This window comes from Epilithonimonas sp. (assembly GCF_056329745.1).
Map to the genome: position 1 here is coordinate 24,883 of NZ_JBWEYV010000023.1, position 26,891 is coordinate 51,773.

The window sequence follows — 26,891 nt, forward strand, 5'->3', positions numbered from 1 at the left end:
ATGAATGCAAATATTTTGCGGTCAGAAAGTCTCTTACATTTCGGATAAAATAGAGTCGTAACCTGAGCCGATTTTCTTCCTAAGTCTTTGCTTTGATTTTTTAACAGCCTCTGCCGTAATGCCGAGTAACGAGGATATTTCTTGGTTGATGAGTCCCAGTTTCAGTAAAATAATAATCCTGATGTTGGATTCGGTAAGGTCGGGAAAGTCATGAACGAGTTGATTGTAAAAATCCGGTTGCTCTTTTTGGAATGCTTTTTTGAACCTTTGCCAGCTCTCATCCGTCATCAGATGGGAGTCCAGCAGGCTTTGCAGTTTTTTCTGCTGTTTTTCCAGCAGAGAATAATTGGATTGTTTTTGTACCCGGGTAATTTCTTTATTGAGGCGTTCTATTTGCAGATTTTTCTCGGTCAGATAAGTATTCATCGCCGCTAGAGTAAAATGTGTGTCAGACAGTTTTTGTTCGGAACTCAGTTTTTCAAGTTGAAGTTTCAGTACATTTTTTTCATACTGGTTTTTTCTATTTTTTTGTTGTTTTTTATTAATGAAAAGAATCATCAGTATGAGGATCATCAGTACGATTGCAATAATAATGAATACCGAAGTTTTTAGCTGTTCGTTCTCATACCTTGCGCTGGCAAGGCTTAATTTACTCGCGTAGCGCTCTTTCTGGGCCAAAAGATTGCTTCTGTCTAGGTTGCTTTGGCTATCCAAGTGTTGTAGCGAGTCATTCAGTTGCGCAAGACGCCTCCTGGCAAATAGTTCCTCACCGATGTTATTTTCTTTCACAGCAATTGCAAGAATAAGCTCCTGAATATCTTTTTCAAAAGACATGTAGTAGGGTTTTGACCTTGCATATTTTACAGCATTGCGCAGATTATTTTTAGCTAGCTGCAATTGGTTGTTAAAAATCAGCGCACGACCCAGCTGTATCTGCGCAAACATGGTGTTTTTCTCCGATTTTGCAGCGCGGGAAAACCGGATATCTTCTTCATAAAAATGTATGGCAGCAGGATATTTTTTTTTCTTGAAATTAATTTCACCGTAGTTTCCTAATACTTTGGCGTATCGCTCGTAATCATTAATATGTATAGAAGTTTCGGCAGCCTTTGAAAGGTATTTTTCAGCCTCATCCAATTGATTGATACTAATGAGGTACATCGCTAGATTATCCTTAATGGTTGTGACTTCCCGGGAATCGGGCTGGGCAAATTGTTCTGCTTTTTTAAGGTATTTGATTGCTTCGGCTATATCGCCAATTGTCCCAAAGAAAAAACCAAGATTTTTGTAACTTAAGCTGGGAAAAATCATTCGCGAAGGATCTGTGACGGCAATTTTCGCATCCGTATCCATGTAAACTGGCAAAGCCTCCGTTATTTTGGAATAATCGTAAAGATAAAAACCGTACCTACTGAGACTCCAGATTTCCAGGCCCGGATTATTCAGCTTTTTGCTGATGTTGATAGAAGTTTTGTAATACTTATCGCTGGCAGAGTTGACTTGTTCCACAGCTTTTGAAATGCCATTTGCCAAGAGATTGTAGTAAACGGCGTGTAACTTCTTGTCCGGTGATTGCAGGAGAGGGTGCAGGTAATTTTTAAGACGTACGGTGTCTTGCCCAAATGATTTTTCCTGAAGGATAATTTTTTCAATCTGTTCCTTAGATCCCAGCTTTTTATCAATAATGATGGATTGAGAAAAAGTATTGATTCCCAAAAACAAGACGACAGAAAAAAGCAGAGAATTAATCATACGAGAAAACACCATGCAAAATAGAGAAAAATAATTTGAATATCGACTGATAATGCGGACTACTGCATGTTAAAATTGATTCATATATACTTAAGAAAATGCCAGAATTTCCTGTGTTTTAAATAATCCGGATTTTTCTCATTGGCATAAGCTTCGCGCTCAAAACTAATATTGCGATAAGCCTTTTCTGCGTTTCTGTATTGGAGATATTTTAAGTAATATTCGGATAGGTACCAAATGTAAAAAGGGATGATTAATAGCTCCAACTGCTGGCGGATGTGGATTTTTTCATGATTGATTAAGATATGATTGCCTTTGTCCGATTTTTTTCTCAGTAAGATAAACGGAAACAGTGTTATCCCCGAAATTTTCGTATTTTTGAGTAATCTTTGCCAGACAATAATTATCATAATCAAAGATAAAAAATTTTGTTACAGTTTTAACTTATGAAACTTAATGATATCAAAGAAAACGAAGACTTCTATTATAACGAGCAGGGTTATAAAGTGTTTACAGAACAGTTTCATCTCAAACGTGGCTATTGCTGTAAAAGTGGCTGCAAACACTGCCCATACGGTTATGATAAAAAGACTGATACATTTATAAAAAAATCAAAGAACTGATCATTTAGGAAATCACATTGATGATTTCCTAAAATGAAAAAAATCAAAATACCTATATCATGAAAAAATATGTCTTTATACTGTTAGCTGCAGTTTCTCTAGGTGTAACCTCTTGCAGCCCTTTTCAGATCAAATCTGACTACTCTGCAACCGCTAATTTTGCCAATTACAAAACCTATCTTATAAGAACAGATGATCTTAAGATGAATGATCTGGATAAAGATCGTGTGTTAAACGAATTATCAAAACAAATCCAAATCAAAGGATTGCGATCTGATCAAAATCCTGATCTTATCATCAATGTAAAAGCATCCCACAAAAAAATTCAGGACGTAACGACATCGTACGGTGGCGGATTCGGCTGGGGAAGACCTTGGGGCTGGGGCTGGGGAGGCGGCATGGGTATGGGAAATACCTGGACCAACAATTATAACAGCGGCACCATCATCCTTGATTTTATAGATGCCAAAACTCAAAAATTGGTTTGGCAGGGCATAGGAAGCGGAATTTCTGTTGACTCTCCAAGATCAAAACAAAAACAAATTCCTCAGATTATTGCTGATATCATGGCCAATTATCCTCCACAGAAAGGGAAATAGTTTTGAATTAATAGATATACAATATAAAAAACCGCAGGAATACTGCGGTTTTTCTTGTTTCTTATAAAATAGATTTCATACTGCTGCCATCCAGCGGAATCGTGGCACCATTAAGGTAAGCTGCAAAATCTGACGCCAGAAATGCCGCCAGATAACCATATTCCTCAGGTTTTCCCAATCGTTTGGCGGGGATAGAATCTATTCTCCTTTGCATAGCCACTTCTTCGCTGATGCCTTCTTGATCGGCCTGCGCTTTATTAAGCTCATGGATTCTCTCGGTGTCAAAAGTCCCCGTAAGGATGCTGTTGACCGTGATATTGTGCTGCGCCACGTTTTGAGACAGAGATTTGCTCCAGCTCACGAGTGCCGTTCTTATCGTATTGGAAAGCCCCAGGTTGTTGATAGGCTCTTTTACAGATGAAGAAGACACATTGATAATTCTTCCCCATTTATTTTCAATCATGTGCGGCAGAGCTAATTCCGTACTGTGATTATGGATCTGGAATAGTAGATTAAAGGCTTCTTGATAATCTTCCAAAGATTTTTCCAGAACGGTTCCTGGTTTTGGCCCGTTGGTATTATTGATAAGGATATCAACGGTATGATCTTTAAAATAACCAGAAATGGTGTTTTTTGCTGTTTCAAACTGGCTAAAATCTACAACCAAATAGCTGTGTTTTTGATTAGCTACAACAGATAGTTCTGCCAAGCGGGATTTTAGGTCTTCCTCATTGCGCGCCATCAGGGTTACATTGGCACCACATTCGGCGAGTTGTTGGGCGACGGCCAACCCAATGCCTTGGGTACTTCCGCCTACTAGTGCGTTTTTTCCATTTAATTCGATATTCATTATTCTGATATTTTGATTGTTAACAATTCTTCTGCTTCCCTCAGGACTTGTGATTTTTGCTGAGAATCAAAACCAAGCTCATCCAGAAAGCTTTGATGACTGAACAATTCTTTTACCAAAATACATTTTTTCTCCAGGAGTTTTTGTTTCTGTTTTTCGTCCAGCGTTGTGAGACAGGTGATAGGATAGAGCGCGTTTTGATCCACCAGGTTTTTAATAGATTTACCTTTTGGGAAGTCCCAAGAGAGTAACCGCAAACCATAATAGTCCGAAAAAGCCACTGAATCTGATGTAAAATAAGCATTGGTAATCAGCCAGCCATCGGTAAATCTGGTGCTTGTCCCGAATAACTGATAGTCGATTCCAGAAATATCTTTGATTCGGGACAAAACATACATTGGCGCTGTGACTGATATTTTTGTGTCTTCCGCATTCCGAAATTTACATTCTACCCAATAAGTTTTATCACCCTTTTTTGCAATTACGTCGGCCTCGTGCGTCACGGCGTGGCCTTTAATCAGTTGTCCCGTTTCCGTTTTGTAGCCAATGTTCTGGAAAACGCGAGCAATCCATTGTTCAAAATAAAATCCCGCAGGTCCCAGCTCCAGCAAAGCCCTTTTCAGGCTATATCTTGCAGCGGCAGAATTGGAGATTTTCTTAAGTTCATCAAATGCCATTCTGTAAAGTTCGCTGGTGGTAATGCCTTCAAAACATTTTGGTAAAACCGTGTCAACCACTTTTTTCACATAGGATTCATCAGCTCCCGAATTCCGAAGTGAATTTTCCAATTTCGAGATTTCAAAATCTACCGTTTCGCCAGCATTATTCTTGATTTTCATAATTTAAATATTTTATTTGACAACGTCAACCTCTTTAGTTAGATTTGGGCAGCTATTCCGCCTTCCGCTCCCAATCTTTTTTATATAACATTTCAGAATAAATAGAAATTAAGTACAAGCAAAAAAGGATTTCCGCTCAAGTCGGGCTGCGTGCAATTCATTCCACAAACCAAATCTCAAACCGGCTCCCCTGTTCCAAAGCTTTATAATTCAGATAACCTTTATGTGCTTCCACGACACTCTTGCTGAGCGTCAATCCAATGCCCGAACCACCACTTCGCGTTGTGAAAAACGGAAGAAAAATCTTATCCTGAATTTCCTTTTGAATGCCAATTCCGCTGTCTTCAACACTTAGGATCACACGTTTTTTGTTAGTTTTGATCTTAGTTTTAATGGTCTTTTCCTCCGTTTCCGAAACGGCATAGATGGCATTAAGATAGAGATTAATCAGGCAACGTTCAATCATTTTTTCATCAGCTAAAACCATTTGGTTTTCCAATGAATTGATGATCTTAATGTTGTTTTTCTCAAATTCCGGTTTCAGGAAATTGAGTGCCGACTCCACAATGTTGGTTAAAGAGATCATTTTGAAAACTGGTTTCGGCAGTTCAGCAACTTGGCGGTAATCATCTACAAAATTCAGTAATTGTTTTGATTTTGAATTGATTACCATCAGGCTTTCCTTCATGTCCTGCTGGTCTTCTTTTTCGATAATGTCTTGATTGGCAATATATTCAAGATTTTGAATCAGGCTGTTGACAGGCGTCAAAGTATTCAAGAGTTCGTGGGAAATCACTTTCATCAGGTTGTTCCAGGCTAGTTTTTCTTTTTGCTCAATGATTTTCTGAACCGATTCGAGACTAATGATACAGAACCGATGTTTCGCATTCTGAACTTTTTTGGTTCTGAGGGAAAAGGATTGCTTTGTGTTTTCATTAATCGAGATGTCAAAAAATTCCTGTGAGTTTTCGTAATGGGTTTGTTCGATAATCTTATAAAAATCAGGTGTTTTATTTTCATAAAGATCCCAAGAATTATATTTCGGAATTTGTAAAATTTCCAAAAAAACTGGATTTACATAAAAAACGTCCCAATGTTTATTTTTTTCGGTCAAAATCATTAGCCCGATTTCTAATTGATTCAGGATTTCTTCGTACAAAAGCTTGTAAGAAGACAACGAAAGATGCTCTTCTTTGCTTTGGTAATATAGTTTTACAGCATTATCTACCAAGCTATTGTCTTCATTTTTCGGAAACAATGAAAAATCCTTTTTCTGAATGGCCAACAATAGTTTTTCCGTTTTCTGAATATATGATAAAGCTGAAGTCTGCGCCAAAACAATGCAAAACAAACTTATCATCGAAAACAAAGTGCAATTGATCCATCTGTCCTGGGAATAAAAATCAAACGCAAAAATTCCGCTGACAATCGCCAGCAGAATAAAGATCAACCAAATAAATTGCTGATTTTTCACTTTATAATTCAAATTTTTCCATTCTTCTGTACAGTGCCGCCCTAGATAATCCCAAGTCTTCCGCCGCCAAAGAAATGTTTCCTCGATGTTTTTTCAACGCTTTTTTGATGAGGATTTCTTCCATTTCTTCGATGTTTAGATTGACGATTGTATTTTCTGATTCTTCATCTTGAGGCATCAGTAATTTAAGATTTTTCTCGTTAGAAAGAATAACGCTTCTCTCGATGCAATGGTCAAGTTCGCGGATATTTCCCGGCCACGAATAATGTGTTAATTCTGAAATTAAATTTTCATTTAAAGTCAAATCGGGTTTGTGATATTTTTGTTTGTATTTATCCAGAAAATAATCCGCCAGATCCGGAATGTCCTCTAAACGCGCTCTCAGACTTGGAATATTTAATTCAACCGTATTGATTCTATAATATAAATCTTTTCGGAAACGGTTTTCTGCAACCGCTTTTTTAAGATTTTCGTTGGTTGCAAAAATAAATCTCACGTCCAACAGTCGTTCTTTGTTTTCTCCGATTCTCGACAATTTCCTGTTTTGAATCAAACTCAATAATTTGGTTTGAAGATGAAGCGGAAGATTCCCTATTTCGTCTAGGAAAACCGTTCCGTTCTGTGCATTTTCGATTTTTCCGGCGTAATCCTGATGCGCATCGGTAAATGCCCCTTTTTTGTAACCGAACAATTCAGCTTCAAAAAGATTTTCGGAAAGGCTACCCAAATCGATGTGAACAAAAGGTTGGTTTTTCCGACCTGATAACTCATGAATATGTTCTGCCAAAACATATTTTCCGGTTCCGTTTTCTCCCAGAAGCAAAACATTGGCGTCGGTTGCAGAAACACGTTCAATTTGATCCATCACTTCCTGCATCGCAAAGGATTTGGTTTCCAATTGATACTGATTGCTTTTAATGCTAATATTTTCCCACTGATTCAGTTTTTTGTTTTTCCTGGAAATATCGACTGCAAGGTTGACGGACGCATATAGCTTTTCGTTATTCCAAGGTTTTAGAATAAAATCGGAAGCACCGTTTTTTAAGGCTTCAACCGCCAATTCCACTTCGCCGTAAGCGGTCATCAGAATAATCGGTAACTGAGGTTCCAGCGTTTTGATTTCCTTCATCCAATATAATCCGTCCTGTCCGTTTTCAAAACCCTTTCGGAAATTCATATCGAGTAAAACGGTGTCCACTTGTTGTTCCGATAAAAATTTCAGAATATTTTTTGGCTGACTAAGACAACTGACTTCCGTAAAAAACTTCTTGAGCCAGACTCTTGCCGAAAACAAAATATCCTCGTCATCATCAACAATTAAAATATGGGCTTCTTTTTTTCGCATGGATTGCTTTGAAATTGATAATAATCAGATTAATCCAAATGGAGTTCTTTCTGGATCTCTTCCAGTGATTTTCCTTTGGTTTCTGGGATAAAACGGGAGACAAAGAAGAAAGAGAACAATCCAAAAATTCCGAATAGCCCAAAAAGGTAAACCACCCCCAGAGAGTTGATAATCTGCGGGGAAAACTGAACAATAATAAAAGAAAATGCCCAGCTAATGGCTGTGGAGAATGACATGGCAGTACTTCTTATCAGGTTGGGGTAGATTTCTGAAATTACCACCCACATAATGGGTGACCAGGTTGCTGCAAAAAATGCAATGTAGATAAAAAGCGCGATGGACATCCCAATTGCAGGAAGGCCAAACAAGCTGGAAATAACAAGGTAGAGGAGTGCCAGAGTGGTACCCACAGAACCTATTAAAAGTAATTTTTTTCTACCCAAGCGGTCTACAAAACCTAATGCAATTACTGTAAATAATACATTGATGACACCAATAATAATTGACTGCAATAATGGATTTGTTTTGGAACCCATCTGGCTAAAAAGTGTGGGAGCATAGTTGACTACTGCGTTGATACCAATTACCTGCTGCAGAACGGCCAGTACAGTTCCTAGCAAAACCACCTTACCCGTGTTTCCTTTAAAGATATCTGTAAAAGCTACTTTTTCTGATTGGTCTTGGCCTGCAAACGAAGCCTTTAGGCTTTCATACTCTTTTATTCCAACTTTTTGGCCCATTATCCAGTGTAGCACTTCTCGGGCTTTAGCTTTTAAACCGTTTGCCATAAGCCACCTAGGACTGTTTGGAAGAATAAAGATTGAAAGGAAAAGAAAAAGGATGCTGAACACCAAGGGCAATGCTAGCATATAATGCCATGATTGAGAAGCAGGAAATGTTTCTTTAAAATAAAAATTGAGCAGATAAGCCAACAAAATCCCAATGGTAATAGCAAATTGGTTAAATGAGACCAGCATACCCCTTTTATCCGATGGGGCAATTTCTGAAATATACATTGGCGAAACCACCGATACGGCGCCCACTACAAGACCAGACAAAAAGCGCAGGATAATTACCTGTGTTATACTGTTGGCAAAAAATAATCCCAGAGATGTTAGCGCCATGATAACAGCACTTAATATAAAAACACCTCGGCGGCTGATTTTGTCTGCTAATTTCCCAACAAAAAAAGAGCCTACAAGGCAACCCAGTGTCAGGACACTTACTGCCAAGCCAATACTGCTGCTGGAAAGTCCAAAAATCTCTTGCACAGTATCTACACATCCAGACATTCCCGCCATGTTAAGGCCGTATAGTAAACCACCATTGGTGGCAATAAAGGTGATGAGGTAAATTCTCTTGTTATCCATAATCATTGTCATTAATAATCTCAAATTTAGCTAAATTCTAAAAAATGAACCATTTTCTATTTGTTCTTATTCCCATACTTTAATTGATTTTTTTTTAATGTTATCATGGTTATTGACGATATTGTCCGTTTTCGTACAAAAAGTGTCCGATAATGAACAGTTTCGTAATTCATAAAATAATCTTTTATCACATTTACAATGCTTTACAAAATCATAAATTTGTGGCATTTGCATTGTGTTAATGCTCTGTAGATAAATAAGTTATCTAAATATGGATACGAAAATAGTAAAAAAGAAATCTAAAATAAAAATTGTATTGATGATCATCGCTTCTGCAATGGCAGTTTCGGTTTTTGGCTGGTACTTTCTCAATCAGAAGAAGACTTATAATGTAAAGTCAGAAGATATTACGATTGATGAAGTTACAAAAGGAAAATTTGAGGATATGTTGATGGTCACTGCGCAGACGCAATCTCTTAATTCTTCCCTTGTGAATGTTTTGGAAGGTGGTGCAGTAAAAGAAATTTTTGCGGAAGACGGACAAATGCTTTCGAAAGGGCAACCTATTGCAAGAGTTTATAATCCGAATACGGAATTTAATTATCTTAATCAGGAAACAGGGATTATGCAACAAATCAGCCAGATGAGAAGCTCACTTTTAGAACTGAAAAATCAGGAATTCAGTCAGGATAAAGAATTGTTGCAATCTCAGAATGATTACAATACAGCGCTGCAAAGTTTTAATCTTCAGAAAAGATTGTACGATGCAGAAATTGGAAAGAAAACCGATTATGATATTGCACTTCAGAATTTGAATTATCAGAAACAAAGAAAACAGATTGTTGAAAATGGGGCTAAGAATGAAAAGGTTTCCAGAAATTCTCAATTCTCAGCAATCAATAATTCGATCAGTCAGATGGAGAAAAGTTTAAACATTCTCCGCTCCAACAAAAATAATTTCCTAATCATGTCGCCAGCTACGGGAAGATTATCATCATTCAGTGTTTCGCTTGGACAGAATTTAACAACAGGAGAAAGTATCGGAAAAATCGATTTGATGGGCGGTTACAAACTGGTGGCGAAAGTGGATGAATATTATATTAATAAACTAACCAACGGAATCAAAGGAACGCTTGACAACAACGGGAAAGAATACGAAGTAATTATCACGAAAATTCTTCCGGAAGTGAAAGACGGACAGTTTTCTGTTGAACTGAATTTCATTGATGCAAAAATTGAAAACCTGAAAATCGGGATGACTTTCGGAGTGAAACTGAAATTATCTGCTGACACACAAAGTATGATGATTCCGAAAGGAAATTTCTACAAAGATACCAACGGAAAATGGATTTTTGTAGTGAAGAATAACAAAGCTGAAAAACGAAACATTAGTCTGGGACGAGAAAATCCTTTGTATTATGAAGTGGTTTCCGGATTAAAACCTGGCGAATCCGTCATTACTTCGGATTATTCTGAGCTGAAAAAATACGAAATGCTTGATATTCAAAAATAACAGTCAGCGACTTAATATTAATAAAACTAAAAAAATATAACAATGCAAAAACTATTATTACTCCTAATTACAATGATTATCGGACTTTTTATGTCCTTAGCAAAATTGAAAGGCAATGATTTCTCGAATGTGAATCAGAAATCAGAAACCAAAACTTTTAATGTGAGTTCTTTCAATGCTGTGAAAACGTCTCAGGCGATTGAAGTGGAAATTGTAAAATCGGACGAAGAAAAAGCCGTGGCAACAAGTACGCATTTGTCAGAACTTAAAATCGAAGTGAAAAATAAGACACTTTATGTGCAATATAAACCGGATGTCTCCCTCCAGAATGTTGATACAAAGGTGGTTGTCTATGCCAAAGACCTTGTAAAAGCAGAAGCCGGAAATGCCTCTTCTATAAAAGTTAAAAGTGTTTTTGATAATGCTGAGCAAACTTTTGAAAGTAGTGGAAGTGGGAAAATTTATGCAGATTCCAAAGCATCTGTTGTAAACATTTATACCAACAGTGCAGGTGGATTTTCGGGGAAAATCAATACAAAAAATCTACATATCAATGCCAATTCTGCTAGTGTTGTGAAAATTAGTGGTTCTGCTGACAATGCAGAATTAAACATAGATAGCGCCAGTTCTGTGGACGCAAAAAATATGAATATCCAAACTGCCAAAGCTACTGCTAAAGCGACATCAAGTATAACTCTGAGCGTGTCTAAAGAGTTGACGGCTTCTGCAAGTTCACTCGGTAAAATAAGGTATAAAACTCTGTCGGGAATCAAGTTTTCTGCGACTAGAAGTTCTGGTGGAACGATTAATATGCTGTAGTTTTAACGATTAACAATACATGATTTTCTCAAACTTAAACTTAAAAAAGACAATATAATGATTAATATATCCAACCTTTCAAAAATCTATAAAACCGAAGATGTCCAAACCAATGCACTTAACAATGTAAGCCTGCAAATCAAAGAAGGCGAATTTGTTGCCATAATGGGACCTTCCGGCTGTGGAAAATCAACTTTTCTTAATATTTTGGGACTATTGGACAGTGCTTCATCCGGGTCTTATCAATTCGAATCCACAGAAACCATCGGCACTTCTGAAAAGAAAAAATCCGACATCAGAAAGAAAAATATTGGTTTTATTTTCCAGAATTTTAATCTGATTGATGAATTAACGGTGTATGAAAACATCGAATTACCATTGATTTACAACGGCGTTCCTTCCTCGGAAAGAAAAAGAAGAGTGGACGAAATTATGGAAAAAATCAACATTGCACACAGAGCAAAACATTATCCACAGCAACTTTCCGGAGGTCAGCAACAAAGAGCAGCGGTTGCAAGAGCTTTGGTAACAAGACCAAAATTAATTCTTGCCGATGAGCCAACAGGAAACCTCGACAGTTCTAACGGAAACGAGGTAATGAATCTTTTGGCAGAACTTCACCGGGAAGGTTCTACCATTGCAATGGTAACGCACTCTTCTTACGATGCAGGTTACGCTTCCAGAATCGTGAACATGAAGGACGGCGAAATTTTCTCTGAAGAACATTCTTCCCAAAGAAAAGATGTTTTTGAAAAAGCAGACGCCAAAAACTTCGAATAGAAAAATAACATTCATTATCCATTTTATAACCAATAGCAGAGATGCCAAACGCTCTGTCTCTCTGCTATATTCTTGATTTTAAATTGAGTTTGCAAATCACTCATAATTAATCACTCATAACTATAAAATTATGTTACGAAACTGGCTCAAAATTGCCTTTATCAATTATAAAAAAAATTGGCTTTCTACCATCATTAATCTGTTTGGATTAACGATTGGTTTAACAGGATTTATGCTCATCCTGATGCACTGGAATGACGAGGAATCCTTTGAAAAATGGAATCCAAAGAAAGATCAAATATACTCTTTCCAGGGTTATTACAAAAAATATAATGAATATGGTAATAATATCTCTTATCCTTTTGCAGAAAATGCAAAACAGCGTATACCAGAAGTGGAAGACTATGTTTTGATTGGTGGCTCTGGGATGGGTTATAAGATGACAACCAAATACAAAACAATTTATCAGCAAAACGGAATGGGAGTTTCGAGCAGTTTTTTCAATTTTTTCCCATTCAAACTGGTGTCCGGTAGATACAAAAATGCGCTTGCCAATGATAATAATATGGCTTTGTCCACCGTTGCTGCCCAAAATCTTTTTGGTAAAACCAATGTTGCAGGAGAATCCGTAAGGGTTAATAACAAGGATTTTGTTGTAACTGCAGTTTACGAGTTACCAACAGCAAATAGCGAGATAAAACCAGATTTTTTAATTATTCCGGCAAATCAATTAAAAAACGATAAAGACCAATGGGGGAATTTTAATTATGGCTGTTTTTTTATGCTGAAAAAAGGGGCTGATCCTAATGTTTTTTCAAAAAAGTTTGAAGATATTATTATGTTTAGGGCAAAAAGGGATGCCAAAAATATGGATATTACACCCCAGCAATATATTGATTTGTACGGACCTAATACCGCCTTGCTGACACCTATTGATAAAATGAAACTTCACGCCAAAGCCAATTGGTTTGGGACGGGAGATTTCAAAACGATGATGATTTTGTTTACATTATCTGTTCTCATCCTAATTTTGTCAGCGATCAATTTCATTAATCTTAAAACTGCGCAAGCTTCCCAGCGAGCCAAAGAAATTGGTGTGAGGAAGGCTATTGGCAGTACAAAATGGGCTTTGATTTTACAGTTTTTGCTGGAAACTTTTATTATTTGCCTCGCCTCCTATTTGTTGTCTCTGGCTTTGACAGAGTTGCTCTTGCCGAGCTTCAACAAGTTTTTTGGTAAAGAAATCAAAATGAATGACTGGCATATTTACTTTTATTCATTTGCAATGGTTTTGGCAGTTACGTTAATCTCAGGATTGATACCTGCGACTTACTTAGCCAACTTCAAAGCGATAGAAACGCTGAAAGGAAATTTCGCCAGAAGCAAACACGGTGTTTGGCTGAGAAACGGAATTTTGACGCTACAACTCATTATTTCATCATTCTTTATCATTGGTGGTTTGATTGTGAATCAACAGGTAAAATATATGATGAATAAGGATTTGGGCTTTAATGGGAAACAGATTCTGCAAATCAATTTTTATGATAATAGCAATCCAAAACCTTGGCTGAAGTACGAACGTCTGAAGTCAGAAATGAAAAAAATCCCTGGTGTAGCTGATGTTTCTTATGGCGAAGTTTCTCCTGGAGATGGTAATATGAGCAGCTCTAATATCGATTTTCAGAAAAGCAGTATAGATGGCAGGCACGGGTCTATGGACTATAATTATCTCCAGTTTATGGGTGTTAAACTAAAAAAGGGACGTTGGTTAAATCCTAATTTAGCATCTGATTCTACAAACAGTCTTGTCATAAATGAGGCTTTTGTAAGAAAATTTGGATGGACAGATGAACAAGCTTTACAAAGAGAAGTACAACCTGGCTTTGATTCTCGCAATAAGTATAAAATTGTTGGGATTGTAAAAGATTTCAATACAAAAGGTCTTAATATAGAAGTAATGCCTATTGTATTTTTCCATTACAAAGCCACCGAATGGAAACGCTATAATATGTATAATATCCAACTAAAACTTAAGAGCGATGACATCAATGGAACTTTGGAAAGGATCAAAAAGTATTGGACTAGCAAAGCAGAACCGGGATTTCCTTATGATTCGGTTTTCATCGATAAACAATTTGCCAAAACATTCGAAAAATACCAGAAACAAAAGACGCTTTTCACCATCTTGAATGCCATGGTTTTGATGGTAGCGTTATTAGGATTATTCGCACTGTCATCACTGATGATTGAGCAAAAGTTGAAAGATGTCGCTATTAGAAAAACCTTGGGCGCATCGGACGGAACATTGATAGTTGGATTAACCAAACAGTTCCTCTGGATTACGATTATTGCGGTTCTCATCAGCATGCCTATTAGTTACTACCTGATGAACGAGTGGCTAAAAGACTTCGCTTACAGAATTGATATGCCGGTTTTCCCATTCATTCTGAGTTTGATTTTGCTGTTGGTTCTGACCTTCGCTGTGGTGAGCATCAAAGCATATCAAGCCACAAAAGTGAATCTTGTGAAATATTTGAAATACGAATAGAGATGGAAGTTTGAAGCTGGAAGCTGGAGGTTTTTCAATACTATGTTAAAACATCCACCTTCCCTCATCCAACCAAAAATCATTTATCATCTATCCTTCATCAATTATGTTAAAGAACTGGCTCAAAATAGCATTCATCAATTACAGGAAAAACGGGCTCTCAACCATTATCAATATTTTGGGATTAAGTGTTGGCTTGTGTGTTTTCCTGCTGGTATTCATTCATTGGCAGGATGAAAAATCTTATGAACAATGGAATCCAAATAAAGATAATATCTATTTCGTGGAAACAAAAAATTCATCATTTGGATTTATGTTGACATCCAGTTATCCAGAACTGTCAGTTTCCGCAGATAAATTTTCAGAGATAGAAAATTTTGCAGTCAATAATACATGGAATGGCTACAAGATAAGATTAATGGCTGGTAATAATTCTGTGTTTACCAGTAATGCAAGAGTTTCGGATAACTTTTTTGAATTTTTCCCTTTTGAGAAAATTGCAGGAGATTTTAAAAATGCAGTAAATGGCGATGGTAAAATCGCCATTTCGGAAGAAACGGCAAAAACCCTTTTTGGAGATGATTATAAAAATTGTATTGGAAAAGAATTAAAATTAGACGATTCTCAAAACAAATCCTATTTTGTGACAGCTGTTTATAAATTGCCTGTAACAAATACCGTTTTTAGACCTGGTTTTGTGATGAAGCATCCTAATTTTTTGAAAGAAAATGATCAAGATAAACAATGGACTAATTACAGCTATGTTGGTTATTTTAAAATAAAAGCGGAAACCGATATTCAGAATCTTGAGAAAAAACTTACTGATTTGCTTTGGGAAAATGAAAAAATAGCAATGAAACAATGGGGCGAAAAAATTGATGAGAAGAACAAATCTCAGGTTTTCCTTACATCAATGAGTAAAATGAAGTTGGATGCAAAAAGCGAAGGGGTAGAAAAAGGTGATAAAAAATCGATAACGATTTTACTGAGTTTATCGGCGTTGATTTTACTTTTGTCAGGAATCAATTTGATTAATCTTAAAACCGCTCAGGCTTCCCAAAGAGCCAAAGAGGTTGGTGTAAGAAAAGTGATAGGAAGTTCAAAATCCAGATTGGTCTTACAATTTCTGTTGGAAACTTTTATGATTTGTTTCGTAGCTTATATTGTCGCTTTTGCGATGGTGGAACTTATGCTTCCCAGTTACAACAAATTTCTTAACAAAGAAATCAAATTGAATGACCCAAGTCTATTTGTTTATACAGGACTACTATTGATTGTTTTTTCATTGATATCAGGTTTGATTCCGGCACTTTATCTCTCAAATTTCAAACCAATCAATACGCTGAAAGGTAATTTTGCAAGAAGCAAAAGTGGTGTCTGGTTGAGGAATTCTATTTTGACTTTACAGCTCATTATCTCATCATTCTTTATTATTTGTTCTTTGATTATTCATACGCAGGTAAGTTATATGATGAACAAAGATTTGGGTTTCAAAGGCGACCAAGTGATAAGAATTCAGTTCAAAAAAACGGATTGGCAGAATAATTTTAATTCAAAAAAATACCTTCGATTAAAAAATGAAGTTTCCAAAATTGCGGGGGTAGAAGATATTACAAGTTCTGTATTTAATATAGGAGATGGATTGATCAATTCTTCATCGGTTAAAAATACTATTGATACGACAAAAAATATTGGTTTTGTTGGTGTTGGAGGAATCGATTATAATTTTTTCAAATTTTATAAAATGAAATTTGTTGCGGGGAGAGACATCGATTTGAGATATGCTTCTGACACAATTTCAGGAACCATTGCTAATGAAACTTTTGTCAAAAAAATGGGTTTGAGTCCTCATCAGGCCTTAGGAAAAGAAATTTTACCTGGTTGGGAAGAGAAAAATAAAAAATATAAAATTATAGGTGTTGTTAAAGATTTTTATGTTACTGGTGTAGATAAGCCAGTTGATCCGATTTTAATGTTCAACTATGACAGAAATTGGGTGAAAAACAATGTAGGGAATCTTCAGATAAAAATTTCAGGGAATGATATCAGCGGAACTTTGGAACGAATCAAAGAATTCTGGACCACCAAAGCAGAACCAGGCTATCCATATGATTATAATTTTGTGGATAAACAATTCGCTAAAACTTTCGAGAAATTTCAGAAACAACAGACCTTATTCACAACTTTAAACATTGTAGTTCTCGTCATTGCATTATTAGGATTATTCGCTTTGTCATCACTGCTCATCGAGCAAAAACTGAAAGATGTCGCCATTAAAAAAACGCTGGGAGCAGACGAAAAAACCATCGTTTGGGATTTGACAAAAAGATTTTTATTAATCTGTATGATCGCCGTTTTAGTCAGTATGCCGTTGGGTTATTATGCAATGAACGAATGGCTGAAAGATTTCTCCTACCGGATCGATATGCCCGTTTGGCCTTATCTGCTGAGTTTGGTTCTTTTGCTGACTCTTACTTTCCTAGTCGTGAGTATAAAAGCTTACCGCGCGACCAAAATCAATCTTGTTAAATACCTGAAATACGAATAAAGCAGAATGGAGGAAGATGGAAGTTTTCACACACTGACTTCCATCTTCCTACTTCCAACCTAACTCAAAACAATGAAAAACCTATTCTTCATATTATTAATCAATCTTTTGCCCGCTCAGCAAAGCTGGACGCTTAAAGAATGCCTAGATTACGCTTCTGCCAATCATCCGTTGGTAAAACAGTCTGCAGTCAATATTCAGAAAAACGAAAGGCAGGTTTCTGCGGCTAAAGGGATGTTGCTGCCGTCTGTGGATGCGGGAGTCAATCATAATTATAACTTCGGCAATGGTATCAATCCACAGAATAACCAACGCGAGGCGATTAATACGCAAAGTGATAATCTCTATGCCCAGGCCAATTGGGAACTGATGAACTGGCGGAACTATCTTAATATTTCTCTGTCCAAAATCAATAAAGAAAGTTCGGTTTTCAAAATGAAACAGGCACAGAATGAAGTCAGGCTGAATGTCATTCAGATGTTTTTTAGCTATCAGAATTCCAAAAGCTGGCTGGATGTGTTGGAAACGCAACTCGCGGGAATCGAAGATCAAATCAAACGGACCGAGAAAGAAGTGGAAATAGGCAACCGCCCCAAAAGTGATGTGTACGACATCAAAGCCAATCTCGGCACAATGCAGGAGCAATGGGTTTCCGCAAAAAATCAGCGTGATTTGGCCAAAATCAACCTTCTCAATGCATTGGCCATTACAAAAGACACTTTGGAGTTTGCCAAGCCCGAAGAAAATCTCACAAACTCGGATTTTAACAATGCCGATTTTATCCAAAACCTTTTGGAGAAAAACCCCGCTTATCAAACCGTCTCAGCAGAAATCAAAGCACAGCAAAAAATTGTGCAAGTGGCCAGATCTGGTTATCTGCCCACACTTGGCGGTTCTTATACGTTGTCAAGTTTTTACAACAAAATCGTGGGGCAGCCTGCCGATTCTTTTTCAGAACAAATCAAAACCAACAAAAACCAGCAACTGTCTTTTATGCTTAACATCCCTATTTTCAATAAACTTCAGGTGAAAAACAACGTCGAGATTGCTAAGCTTAATGTCATCAATTCCAATTACGACAAAGATATTGTGATCAATAATCTCACGCAGAGTATCAATTCCATCAAAACACAATTCCTGAATGCCCAGGAAAAATACAACCTCCTGCAGGCTAACTTTGAGAACCAAAAGCTGTCCTTCCAAAAATCCGAAGAAAAATACAAAGAAGGTTTGATGGATGCTTACACATTTTTCGTGGTCAGAAACAATTGGTTGCAGGCTAATTATAATCTGATCAACAGTAAAAATGACGTGATTCAGCAGACCGAATTGCTCAAAGTTTTCGAAGCAGGACTTTAAAAAATACATTATTTTTTTCTCACGAATCCTTCCAAAGTTTAAAAGCTCGGGGGGATTTTTTTATTATTTGGGCGCCTTTATCCGCCTTCCACTCCCGCTTTTTTCTGTCATTGCGAACAAAGTGAAGCAATCTGTTATAACTTTTGTACAGTCGCAATAACAGAAAAAGAGCTCCGTTCAAGTCGGGGCGCAGATTTAAAATACAAAGAACATTTGTCCCAAGTTTCAACTAACTTTTCTTTCTTTGCTGAGTTTTACGCCTTTGTGACCCTAACTTATTTTCAAACCATTAATAAAGTCTTTGTGAACTTTGTGTTCAAAACAGGATTCTTAATTAACTTATTTTCAAAAAAACAACTTTTCTGATTTTAAAAATTTCCTCAACTTTGCTTCCCTTTCAAAAGTTAAAAAGATGAAACTTTGTATTGCCGAAAAACCCAGCGTTGCCCGCGATATAGCTAAAGTTTTGGGTGCCACAATGCCCAAAAGCGGCTATATGGAAGGCAATGGCTATTGCGTTACCTGGACTTTCGGGCATCTTTGCACGCTGAAGGAACCGCACGATTACGCGTCGCACTACAAATCCTGGGATTTGATTTTCTTGCCTATTATTCCCAAAAATTTCGGGATAAAATTGATTGATAACAATGGTGTAGAGAAACAATTTCAGACCATAGAAAAACTGGTTCAGGAATGCGATGAGGTCATTAACTGTGGTGATGCCGGGCAAGAAGGGGAACTCATCCAGCGTTGGGTTTTGCAAAAAGCCAAATGTGACAAACCGATGAAGCGTCTGTGGATATCATCCTTGACAGAAGATTCAATCAAAGAAGGTTTTGAAAACCTAAAACCGGCGGACGATTACAAAAACCTTTATCTGGCAGGTAATGCTAGAGCTATTGGCGACTGGCTTCTGGGGATCAACGCCACCCGATTATTCACGAAAAGATTTGGCGGGAACAAAGGCGTTTTGTCTATTGGCCGCGTTCAGACACCCACTTTGGCAATGCTGGTTCAGCGTCAGAAAGAGATTGATGCCTTTACACAGGAAGAATATTGGGAACTCAAAACCAAATATAGGGATGTACTTTTCAGTGCATCGATTGACCGATTAAAAACTTTAGAAAAAGCCGAAAAAGGTCTGGAATATCTCAAACAAAATCAGTTTGAGATTGCCTCTTTCGAAATCAAAGAAGGAAAAGAAAAAAATCCAAGATTGTTTGATTTGACGGGACTTCAGGTAGAAGCCAATAAAAAATACGGTTTCTCTGCCGAGAAAACCCTGAGTTATATCCAAAGCCTTTACGAAAAAAAATACACGACTTACCCAAGGGTTGACACCACCTATTTATCCGAAAATATTTATCCAAAAATTGCAGGCATTCTGCGGAGTATGACCATCTATACTGAGTTTACGGCGCCTCTGCTTTCAAATCCTATCCCAAAGACCAAAGCGGTTTTTGATGATACCAAAGTAACAGATCACCACGCCATTATCCCAACAGAGATTCCGCCTTCATCCAATCTCAGCCGGGAAGAGAAACTGGTTTATGATCTGGTGGCAAGACGTTTCATTGCTGTTTTTTATCCCGAATGTAAAATTTCCAATACTTTGGTGGAAGGTCAGGTGGGGACAATCCCGTTTAAAGCTTCGGGGAAACAGATTTTGGAACCTGGTTGGCGAGCGATTTATGCCAAAGATAAAAAAGAAGAAAAGGACGAAAAAGATAAAGACGAGGAACAAACCATTCCCGAATTCATCGCTGGCGAAAAAGGAGAGCACGAACCATTGATTCATCAGGGAAAAACTTCGCCACCAAAGCCTTATACCGAAGCAACTTTGCTGAGAGCAATGGAAACGGCCGGTAAACAGGTAGAAGATGAGGAATTACGCGAAATGTTGAAGAATAACGGGATCGGAAGGCCTTCAACACGGGCTAATATCATCGAAACGCTTTTCAAAAGAAAATATATCGAAAAGAAAAGAAAAAATCTCATCGCTACACCTACGGGGATTGAACTTATCGATACCATAGAAGACGAACTTCTCAAAAGCCCGGAACTGACCGGGGAATGGGAATCAAAGCTCCGGAAAATCGAAAAAGGCGAGTACGAAGCAAACCAGTTCAAAGAAGAATTGATAGAAATGGTTTCCGAATTAACTCAAAAAGTGATTAATGGAAAGGCGAAAGTGATTATTCAGGAGGAGAAAAAGGAAATCCCAAAAGAGAAAAAGCCAAGAGTTAAAACCGAGATTGTTTGGGAAGAGACCAGGTGCCCAAAGTGTAAAATCAACCATCTGATGAAAGGGAAAACCGCTGTGGGCTGCTCTGATTACAAAGGTTGTGGTTTTAAAGTGCCATTTGAGATATTGGGGAAAAAACTGTCCGAAAAACAGTTACAGGACTTGATTCTAAAGTCAAAAACATCCAAAATGAAAGGCTTCACCAACGGTCAGGAAGAAGGTGTTTTGATTTTGAATGACGATTTTTCAATCGGGTTCAAATAAGAAACAAGGCTGTCTTTTCTGCTTATGTCTCTAAAATTACTTAATTTGCAATGCTAAAAATAATTTAAATAATGATTATTCAACCAAGAACAAGAGGATTTATCTGTTTGACTGCGCATCCGGATGGCGCGCTGCAAAACGTAAAAAATCAGATAGAATATGTAAAGTCAAAAGGCGAAATCAAAAATGGCCCAAAAAAAGTGTTGGTTATTGGTGCATCTACCGGCTTTGGTATTGCCTCCAGGATTACGGCTGCCTTTGGTTCCGGTGCTGCAACCATTGGTGTTTTCTTTGAAAAACCAGCATCCGAAGGTAAGATGGGAACAGCAGGCTGGTACAATTCTGCGGCTTTTGAAAAAGAAGCGCACGCAGCCGGTCTCTATGCCAAAAGTATCAACGGCGATGCCTTTTCTGACGAGGTTAAGCAACAAACTATCGATTTGATTAAGAAAGACCTTGGTCAGGTAGATTTGGTGGTTTACAGTTTGGCTTCACCAAGGAGGACGCACCCCAAAACAGGGGTTGCTTATGCATCTGTCCTTAAACCGATTGGCCAGCCATTCACCAACAAAACGGTGGATTTCCATACCGGTGTAGTGTCTGATATTACGATTAATCCTGTAGAAAATGAAGAAGATATCGCCAATACCATTGCGGTAATGGGCGGTGAGGACTGGAAATTCTGGATCGAAGATCTGAAAACTGCAGGTGTTTTGGCAGAAGGCGTTAAGACAGTGGCTTATTCATACATCGGCCCGGAACTGACTTTCCCGATTTACAGAAACGGAACGATTGGACAGGCCAAAAATGACCTAGAAGCGACTGTTTCTATCCTAAATGAAGATTTGAAAGATCTTCACGGGAAATCTTATGTTTCTGTTAATAAAGCATTGGTAACGCAGTCCAGCTCGGCGATTCCCGTGGTTCCGTTATATATTTCACTGCTTTATAAAGTGATGAAGGAGAAAGGTACGCACGAAGGAACGATTGAGCAAATGCAACGCTTATTCGCAGACAGATTGTATTCGGAAAGTGGCGAAGTGCCATTAGATGAAGCAGGAAGAATCCGTGTGGATGATTGGGAAATGGCAGAAGACGTTCAGGCAGAAGTCGCCAAATATTGGGATAAAGTGACCACCGAAACTTTACCGGAAATCAGTGATATCGAAGGTTACAGAAAGGATTTTTTCAACCTGTTTGGTTTTGAGATCGATGGGGTAGACTATGAAAAAGATGCCAATGAAAATGTAAAAGTGCCAAGTATCGAAGGTTAATTTCTGATGCTGACCTACTATAGAATACAGATGCTGCAAGGCATCTGTTTTTTTTTAATAAAATAAGATAATTAATATTCGTTTCCTTAATTTTATTCTTTAAAAAATATTAATGAAAAAAATAAAAACAAGCTTACTTATAGCATGTATGACATTGGGTTCCGGCCAGATTGTGATGCATGCCCAGCAGAAAAAAACAACTGTGGCTAAACAAAAGACTATGCAAGATAATCCGTTTTTTCATAAGAGCAGCCTGCAATACCAGGCTCCGGAATTTGATAAAATCAAAGATGAACATTTTAAACCGGCTTTTGATTTCGGGCTAAAGCAACATTCCGAGGAAATTGAAAAAATTGCCAACAATCCCGCTCAACCTACATTTGAGAACACCATTGTGGCGATGGAAAAAAGTGGCGAAGTCCTCAATAGAGCCACCATCGTATTCTATAACCTTACCAGCTCCAATACCAACCCTACATTGCAGCAGCTGGAAGAAGAATATGCTCCCATCTTTGCCTCGCACAACGATAAGATTTATCTGAACGATAAACTTTACCAACGTGTGAAAGCCATTAAGGATACAGGTTTGGACGCAGAGTCTAAAAGGCTTTTGCAGTATTACCGACAAAATTTTGAGATTGCCGGTGCCGCATTATCTGCGCAGCAAAAAGATGAACTGAAAGCCGTTAATCAGCAGCTTGCCAAGCTTGAAACGCAATTTTCAAATAAACTTCTGGAAGCCAGGAAACAGGGCGGTTTGCTGATTTCCGATGTTAAAGAACTGGATGGACTATCCGCAGATGAGATTGCCGCTGCTGCTGCAGATGCCAAGATTGCAGGGCAAGAGGGCAAGTATCTTTTAGCACTTCAAAATACAACCCAGCAGCCATTGTTGCAAAATCTTAAGAACAGGGCAACGCGTGAAAAATTGTTTAAAGCGTCGTGGCTTCGGGCAGAGAAAGGCGATAAGAATGATACCCGTGAAACCATTCAGCAGCTTGTAAAACTCCGTTTGAAAAAAGCTCAGATTTTGGGTAAAAAGAGTTTTGCCGAATGGCGACTTCAGGATCAAATGGCCAAAACCCCCGAAGCAGCTATGAACCTGATGAAGCAGATATCGCAGCCTGCTGTGGAAACGGCCAAACGCGAAGAGTCAGAAATCCAGGAGCTGATCAATTCACAGGGTGGCAATTTTGAAGTACAGCCTTGGGACTGGAATTTCTACTCCGAGCAGGTAAGGAAAGCCAAATATGACCTGGATGATAGTCAAATCAAGCCTTATTTTGAAGTGACCACGGTGCTCGAAAAAGGTGTTTTTTATGCTGCTGAAAAGTTCTACGGTATCACTTTCAAAAAGAGGACAGACTTGCCGGTTTACCATCCCGATGTACTGGCCTATGAGGTTTTTGACAAAGACGGCAAATCCCTGGCGATCTATTACCTTGATTTTTTCACACGCAGTTCCAAAAGTGGAGGCGCATGGATGAATAATTTTGTCAATCAATCTTATTTGCTGGGTACCAAGCCTGTTATTGTGAACGTTTACAATTTCCAGAAACCTGCTGCCGGCAAACCATCTTTGATTTCGTTTGATGATGTAACAACGGTTTTCCATGAGTTTGGGCATTCTATCCACGGCATGTTTGCCAGTCAAAAATACCCATCTATCTCAGGTACGGCTACGCCGAGGGATTTTGTAGAATTCCCTTCTCAGATTAATGAACATTTTGCATTAGAGCCTGAAGTTTTAAAAAATTATGCCGTGCATTATGAGACCAAGCAACCTATTCCTCAAGCTTTGGTAGATAAAATCAAAAAGGCATCCAAGTTTAACCAAGGTTATGCAACTACCGAACTGGTTTCTGCTGCTATGAATGATATGATGTGGCATTCTATAACGGATGAAAGTCAAGATATCCCAGTTCTCGATTTTGAGAAAAAGGCCTTGGCTCAGAATGGCTTTGAGGTTGCGGCAGTACCACCAAGATACCATGCTCCGTATTTTGCACACATCTGGGGCGGTGGTTACTCAGCAGGATATTATGCCTACCTATGGTCAGAAACTCTGGATAATGATGCTTGGGAATGGATCAAATCCCATGGTGGCATGACGCGCGAAAATGGTGACCGATTCCGAAAATACATCCTGTCCGTGGGTAATTCGGTAGATCTTAACCAAGCGTTCCGGGATTTTGCAGGTCATGATCCTGATATCAAACCACTTTTGAGAAACCGTGGATTTATCCAGTAGGCTTTGTAATGTGAAGGAAATAAAAACATTTACAAAAGTGTCTTTATAAAAAGTTTTTTGATAAAAATAATCCCGTCATTGAGGAAATGGCGGGATTCTTATGTTTTGTTCTTGATTTTTATCTTAAAAGATTCTCCGTTAGAACTTTATTTTCTTATTTGCAATAAGTTCTCTCATTTTAATATAGGCCTTTGTAGTAATAATCAATATTACTCCATACAATATCATCTCCAGTGATGGTCAACTCTGATGGACTGTTGAAATTATTTTTTACAGAGATATCCTCGTTTTTAGTAATTCCAAAAATATTCTTTGAAAAATAATCAGTGCATCATCTTCTCTAAGCATCTTTTAAGGTAGATAAAGATTCTATTTTGTTGTAGAGTCCAATAAAATTTTTTCACTATTTTCATGAATAAATACTGAGTCATTTTTAATTGAATAATTAAGACCTGCAGATATTCCGAAATAAGCTCTATAGAATTACTTTTAAAATTTAAATTTATTTTCTTTAGGAGGGCGAACCTCTTTCAGGCTGAGCAGAATCGAAGCTTCCGTTTTTCTCATCTCTCATTCATTACTCTTCATATTGTACATCTTCGGTTTCATCCCTATATGTTTCTCAAATAGCCTTGAAAAATGACTCAAGTTGGAAAAACCTAGCTAATAAACGGTTTCTGACACAGACAGTTGTTCTTCACGCAATAGAAATGCGGCTTTTTCTATGCGCATGCTTAAGTATCGTATAAGGAAAGTCAAAAAGGTGGCGCCGGAAGGCTTTGTCAGCTATTGAAATAACAAGATAAGCCGTAGACATCCCAATGACCGATGTCATTTTTCTACAAACATAACAGCATTTTCTTGCCCACCCAGTTGATATGTTTTAGTTTTGCAATCAACAGATAAACACATGATTATAAACAGATACCACCGTAATTGTAGCACGGCGCTGTCTGTGTGCGGTCTTGCATTGGCTTTTTGGGGTCATGCCGTTGCGCAGGTTGGGAATGGTACGAGATTGATATGGCCATTGATTCTGGTTTTAAAAATATGGTAATTTGTTAATGGCATAGTCGGCATGCGTCCTGTATCGGATGTTAGTAGGCCAGCCTCAATATTAATAGAAATTATTAAAGTATGAAACAAAAATTGATTCTCTCTACCTTATTATTGTTATTTTTAACCCGTAGTTTGTCGGCGCAAATTACGGTGAACTATCTTTATTCAAATTTTAACGGATACTGGAACACTGGTATGTCGGCTTCTAATCCGATTAATAAACCGAATGAATTGCTCGCGTTCCGTACCGCGGATAACAAAATTTTTGCGACAGGTGTTGATAATGCTACTTTGGATAGTCATGGGTTAGTGTACGAGAAGACAAGGTTCAGGGCTTTACCTGTGCAGGACATCATCTTTCCTACAAATCCTTCTGATTTTTATTTTGGATTTGGGTCGGCTTGGGATGGAGATACTTCGGTGGCAAAAGTACCGCCACCCTTTACGTATCCAGATTATAAAATTTCCGAAATGTTGGTACGGGGTGCCAAGGGCATGGACATCGGTTCTGCCATTACCAATATACCGGCAGGGCAGACGCTCTCTTTTTCCTTACTGGGGCTTAGGGCATCAGCAATAGGAGATGGGAAACCTGACTTCTTCATCACGCAACAGGCTCAGCCAAGTGGCGGAAGTGTGGATACCTTTTGGTTTGAAGATGCTTCAGGAAATAAAATAGGGAACAATGTTAATGTTCAATTCAATGGTTTGGATAAATTAGGCCAATGGTATATCGATTTTTACAGGCCTTCCACTGGGGCTGCAGTAATTAGCAATTCCCCAAGGGATATCAGGGCTTTTTCCGTTGATATTAGTACTTTTGGAGTTACGCAGGCGCAGGCACCTCTTGTGAGGGCACTTAAATATAAATTGAGTGGGACAAGTGATCCGGGTGTCATCTCCTACAATGAAGATTCCGTGCTGCTTTTTCAGGCTAAGGACGATGCTTATGCATTAAAACAGCAGGATCCATTTAGTTTTAATGTAATTTCAAATGACAACCTTGTTAATTTTGGGACAGTACCTTATTTTAATGTATCATTGCTGGCTCAGCCTGCTCATGGAAAAGTGACTATAAATAATCCTTCTTCGGGAACTTCTTACTCTGATTATGGGAATATCCTTTTTACGCCGGATCCTTCATTCGATGGTACTGTTACATTCCCTTATCAGATATGCTACAGCAATGACAGCGCCAATCCCAATCAGTTTTGCAGCACTGCCAATGTTACAATTATGATAGATACTGATGGCGACGGTATTGCCAATGATATGGATGATGATGATGATAACGATGGTATTCTGGATGTTATAGAAGGTACGGCCGATAATGATGGCGACGGAATTCCAAATTATCTCGACTTAGACTCGGATGGAGA

Annotated in this window: 20 protein-coding genes; 13 read left to right on the forward strand and 7 right to left on the reverse strand. The window is 38.0% G+C overall.

Annotation, left to right across the window (positions count from 1 at the left end; translation table 11 throughout):
• Window positions 1-33: 33 nt before the first annotated feature.
• Window positions 34-1,752 carry an AAA family ATPase gene (locus AC00Y6_RS14040; RefSeq protein WP_474491240.1) on the reverse strand — a complete coding sequence of 573 codons (1,719 nt, stop codon included), beginning with the start codon at window positions 1,750-1,752 and terminating at the stop codon, window positions 34-36.
• 80 nt (window positions 1,753-1,832) lie between these two features.
• Window positions 1,833-2,159: a hypothetical protein gene (locus AC00Y6_RS14045; protein WP_474491258.1), complete on the reverse strand. Its 327-nt coding sequence runs from the start codon at window positions 2,157-2,159 to the stop codon at window positions 1,833-1,835.
• 39 nt (window positions 2,160-2,198) lie between these two features.
• Here AC00Y6_RS14045 and AC00Y6_RS14050 point away from each other — a divergent pair, with 39 nt between their 5' ends.
• Together AC00Y6_RS14050 and AC00Y6_RS14055 are read left to right on the forward strand one after the other, a co-directional pair.
• Window positions 2,199-2,375, forward strand: coding sequence for a DUF5522 domain-containing protein (locus AC00Y6_RS14050; protein ID WP_474491241.1), 177 nt, complete (start codon window positions 2,199-2,201; stop codon window positions 2,373-2,375).
• 59 nt (window positions 2,376-2,434) lie between these two features.
• On the forward strand, window positions 2,435-2,974 hold the full coding sequence (locus AC00Y6_RS14055) for a DUF4136 domain-containing protein (RefSeq protein ID WP_474491242.1): 540 nt from the start codon (window positions 2,435-2,437) through the stop codon (window positions 2,972-2,974).
• Window positions 2,975-3,035: 61 nt separating this feature from the next.
• Here the strand turns inward: AC00Y6_RS14055 and AC00Y6_RS14060 are convergent, their stop codons facing one another.
• From AC00Y6_RS14060 to AC00Y6_RS14080, 5 genes are all read right to left on the reverse strand, one after another.
• Entirely contained in the window at window positions 3,036-3,824 is a 789-nt protein-coding gene (locus AC00Y6_RS14060) for an SDR family oxidoreductase (protein ID WP_474491243.1), read from the reverse strand.
• On the reverse strand, window positions 3,824-4,663 hold the full coding sequence (locus AC00Y6_RS14065; RefSeq protein ID WP_474491244.1) for a restriction endonuclease: 840 nt from the start codon (window positions 4,661-4,663) through the stop codon (window positions 3,824-3,826). Before AC00Y6_RS14065 ends, AC00Y6_RS14060 begins: the two co-directional genes overlap by 1 nt.
• Window positions 4,664-4,820: 157 nt before the next feature.
• Window positions 4,821-6,137 (reverse strand): sensor histidine kinase, encoded by a 1,317-nt coding sequence (locus AC00Y6_RS14070; RefSeq protein WP_474491245.1) that lies wholly within the window; start codon window positions 6,135-6,137, stop codon window positions 4,821-4,823.
• Between the two features lies 1 nt (window position 6,138).
• Window positions 6,139-7,482 carry a sigma-54-dependent transcriptional regulator gene (locus tag AC00Y6_RS14075; protein ID WP_474491246.1) on the reverse strand — a complete coding sequence of 448 codons (1,344 nt, stop codon included), beginning with the start codon at window positions 7,480-7,482 and terminating at the stop codon, window positions 6,139-6,141.
• Window positions 7,483-7,511: 29 nt separating this feature from the next.
• A complete protein-coding gene (locus tag AC00Y6_RS14080) occupies window positions 7,512-8,864 on the reverse strand; it encodes a sugar porter family MFS transporter (protein ID WP_474491247.1) in 1,353 nt (450 codons plus the stop codon).
• Between the two features lie 259 nt (window positions 8,865-9,123).
• Between AC00Y6_RS14080 and AC00Y6_RS14085 the strand changes: the two genes are divergently transcribed.
• The 11 genes from AC00Y6_RS14085 to AC00Y6_RS14135 all read left to right on the forward strand — a co-directional run.
• Entirely contained in the window at window positions 9,124-10,365 is a 1,242-nt protein-coding gene (locus tag AC00Y6_RS14085; protein ID WP_474491248.1) for an efflux RND transporter periplasmic adaptor subunit, read from the forward strand.
• A gap of 42 nt (window positions 10,366-10,407) precedes the next feature.
• Window positions 10,408-11,184 (forward strand): GIN domain-containing protein, encoded by a 777-nt coding sequence (locus tag AC00Y6_RS14090; protein ID WP_474491249.1) that lies wholly within the window; start codon window positions 10,408-10,410, stop codon window positions 11,182-11,184.
• 57 nt (window positions 11,185-11,241) lie between these two features.
• Window positions 11,242-11,964, forward strand: coding sequence for an ABC transporter ATP-binding protein (locus AC00Y6_RS14095; protein WP_474491250.1), 723 nt, complete (start codon window positions 11,242-11,244; stop codon window positions 11,962-11,964).
• Window positions 11,965-12,094: 130 nt separating this feature from the next.
• Complete coding sequence (locus AC00Y6_RS14100; protein ID WP_474491251.1) at window positions 12,095-14,512, forward strand: ABC transporter permease; 2,418 nt, start codon at window positions 12,095-12,097, stop codon at window positions 14,510-14,512.
• A 106-nt stretch (window positions 14,513-14,618) separates the two neighbouring features.
• Complete coding sequence (locus AC00Y6_RS14105; RefSeq protein WP_474491252.1) at window positions 14,619-17,060, forward strand: ABC transporter permease; 2,442 nt, start codon at window positions 14,619-14,621, stop codon at window positions 17,058-17,060.
• Window positions 17,061-17,132: 72 nt separating this feature from the next.
• Window positions 17,133-18,419 (forward strand): TolC family protein, encoded by a 1,287-nt coding sequence (locus AC00Y6_RS14110; protein ID WP_474491253.1) that lies wholly within the window; start codon window positions 17,133-17,135, stop codon window positions 18,417-18,419.
• A 412-nt stretch (window positions 18,420-18,831) separates the two neighbouring features.
• Window positions 18,832-20,928 carry a type IA DNA topoisomerase gene (locus tag AC00Y6_RS14115; protein WP_474491254.1) on the forward strand — a complete coding sequence of 699 codons (2,097 nt, stop codon included), beginning with the start codon at window positions 18,832-18,834 and terminating at the stop codon, window positions 20,926-20,928.
• A 71-nt stretch (window positions 20,929-20,999) separates the two neighbouring features.
• Complete coding sequence (gene fabV, locus AC00Y6_RS14120; RefSeq protein ID WP_474491255.1) at window positions 21,000-22,202, forward strand: enoyl-ACP reductase FabV; 1,203 nt, start codon at window positions 21,000-21,002, stop codon at window positions 22,200-22,202.
• 175 nt (window positions 22,203-22,377) lie between these two features.
• The gene (locus AC00Y6_RS14125; RefSeq protein ID WP_474491259.1) at window positions 22,378-24,453 is read left to right on the forward strand and encodes a M3 family metallopeptidase; all 2,076 of its coding nucleotides are present in this window, start codon (window positions 22,378-22,380) and stop codon (window positions 24,451-24,453) included.
• Between the two features lie 910 nt (window positions 24,454-25,363).
• On the forward strand, window positions 25,364-25,510 hold the full coding sequence (locus tag AC00Y6_RS14130; protein WP_474491256.1) for a hypothetical protein: 147 nt from the start codon (window positions 25,364-25,366) through the stop codon (window positions 25,508-25,510).
• Window positions 25,511-25,590: 80 nt separating this feature from the next.
• Window positions 25,591-26,891: Ig-like domain-containing protein (locus AC00Y6_RS14135; RefSeq protein WP_474491257.1), on the forward strand; the 1,301-nt coding region annotated here is incomplete at its 3' end.

Excerpts from the sequence above, each read along its gene's own strand:
- AC00Y6_RS14100 (WP_474491251.1), top strand. The coding sequence starts at position 12,095 with ATGTTACGAAACTGGCTCAAAATTGCCTTTATCAATTATAAAAAAAAT.
- AC00Y6_RS14065 (WP_474491244.1), bottom strand. The coding sequence starts at position 4,663 with ATGAAAATCAAGAATAATGCTGGCGAAACGGTAGATTTTGAAATCTCG.
- AC00Y6_RS14115 (WP_474491254.1), top strand. The coding sequence starts at position 18,832 with ATGAAACTTTGTATTGCCGAAAAACCCAGCGTTGCCCGCGATATAGCT.
- AC00Y6_RS14055 (WP_474491242.1), top strand. The coding sequence starts at position 2,435 with ATGAAAAAATATGTCTTTATACTGTTAGCTGCAGTTTCTCTAGGTGTA.
- AC00Y6_RS14130 (WP_474491256.1), top strand. The coding sequence starts at position 25,364 with ATGATTATAAACAGATACCACCGTAATTGTAGCACGGCGCTGTCTGTG.
- fabV (WP_474491255.1), top strand. The coding sequence starts at position 21,000 with ATGATTATTCAACCAAGAACAAGAGGATTTATCTGTTTGACTGCGCAT.
- AC00Y6_RS14085 (WP_474491248.1), top strand. The coding sequence starts at position 9,124 with ATGGATACGAAAATAGTAAAAAAGAAATCTAAAATAAAAATTGTATTG.
- AC00Y6_RS14080 (WP_474491247.1), bottom strand. The coding sequence starts at position 8,864 with ATGACAATGATTATGGATAACAAGAGAATTTACCTCATCACCTTTATT.
- AC00Y6_RS14110 (WP_474491253.1), top strand. The coding sequence starts at position 17,133 with ATGAAAAACCTATTCTTCATATTATTAATCAATCTTTTGCCCGCTCAG.
- AC00Y6_RS14040 (WP_474491240.1), bottom strand. The coding sequence starts at position 1,752 with ATGATTAATTCTCTGCTTTTTTCTGTCGTCTTGTTTTTGGGAATCAAT.
- AC00Y6_RS14090 (WP_474491249.1), top strand. The coding sequence starts at position 10,408 with ATGCAAAAACTATTATTACTCCTAATTACAATGATTATCGGACTTTTT.
- AC00Y6_RS14105 (WP_474491252.1), top strand. The coding sequence starts at position 14,619 with ATGTTAAAGAACTGGCTCAAAATAGCATTCATCAATTACAGGAAAAAC.
- AC00Y6_RS14075 (WP_474491246.1), bottom strand. The coding sequence starts at position 7,482 with ATGCGAAAAAAAGAAGCCCATATTTTAATTGTTGATGATGACGAGGAT.
- AC00Y6_RS14060 (WP_474491243.1), bottom strand. The coding sequence starts at position 3,824 with ATGAATATCGAATTAAATGGAAAAAACGCACTAGTAGGCGGAAGTACC.
- AC00Y6_RS14125 (WP_474491259.1), top strand. The coding sequence starts at position 22,378 with ATGCATGCCCAGCAGAAAAAAACAACTGTGGCTAAACAAAAGACTATG.
- AC00Y6_RS14095 (WP_474491250.1), top strand. The coding sequence starts at position 11,242 with ATGATTAATATATCCAACCTTTCAAAAATCTATAAAACCGAAGATGTC.
- AC00Y6_RS14050 (WP_474491241.1), top strand. The coding sequence starts at position 2,199 with ATGAAACTTAATGATATCAAAGAAAACGAAGACTTCTATTATAACGAG.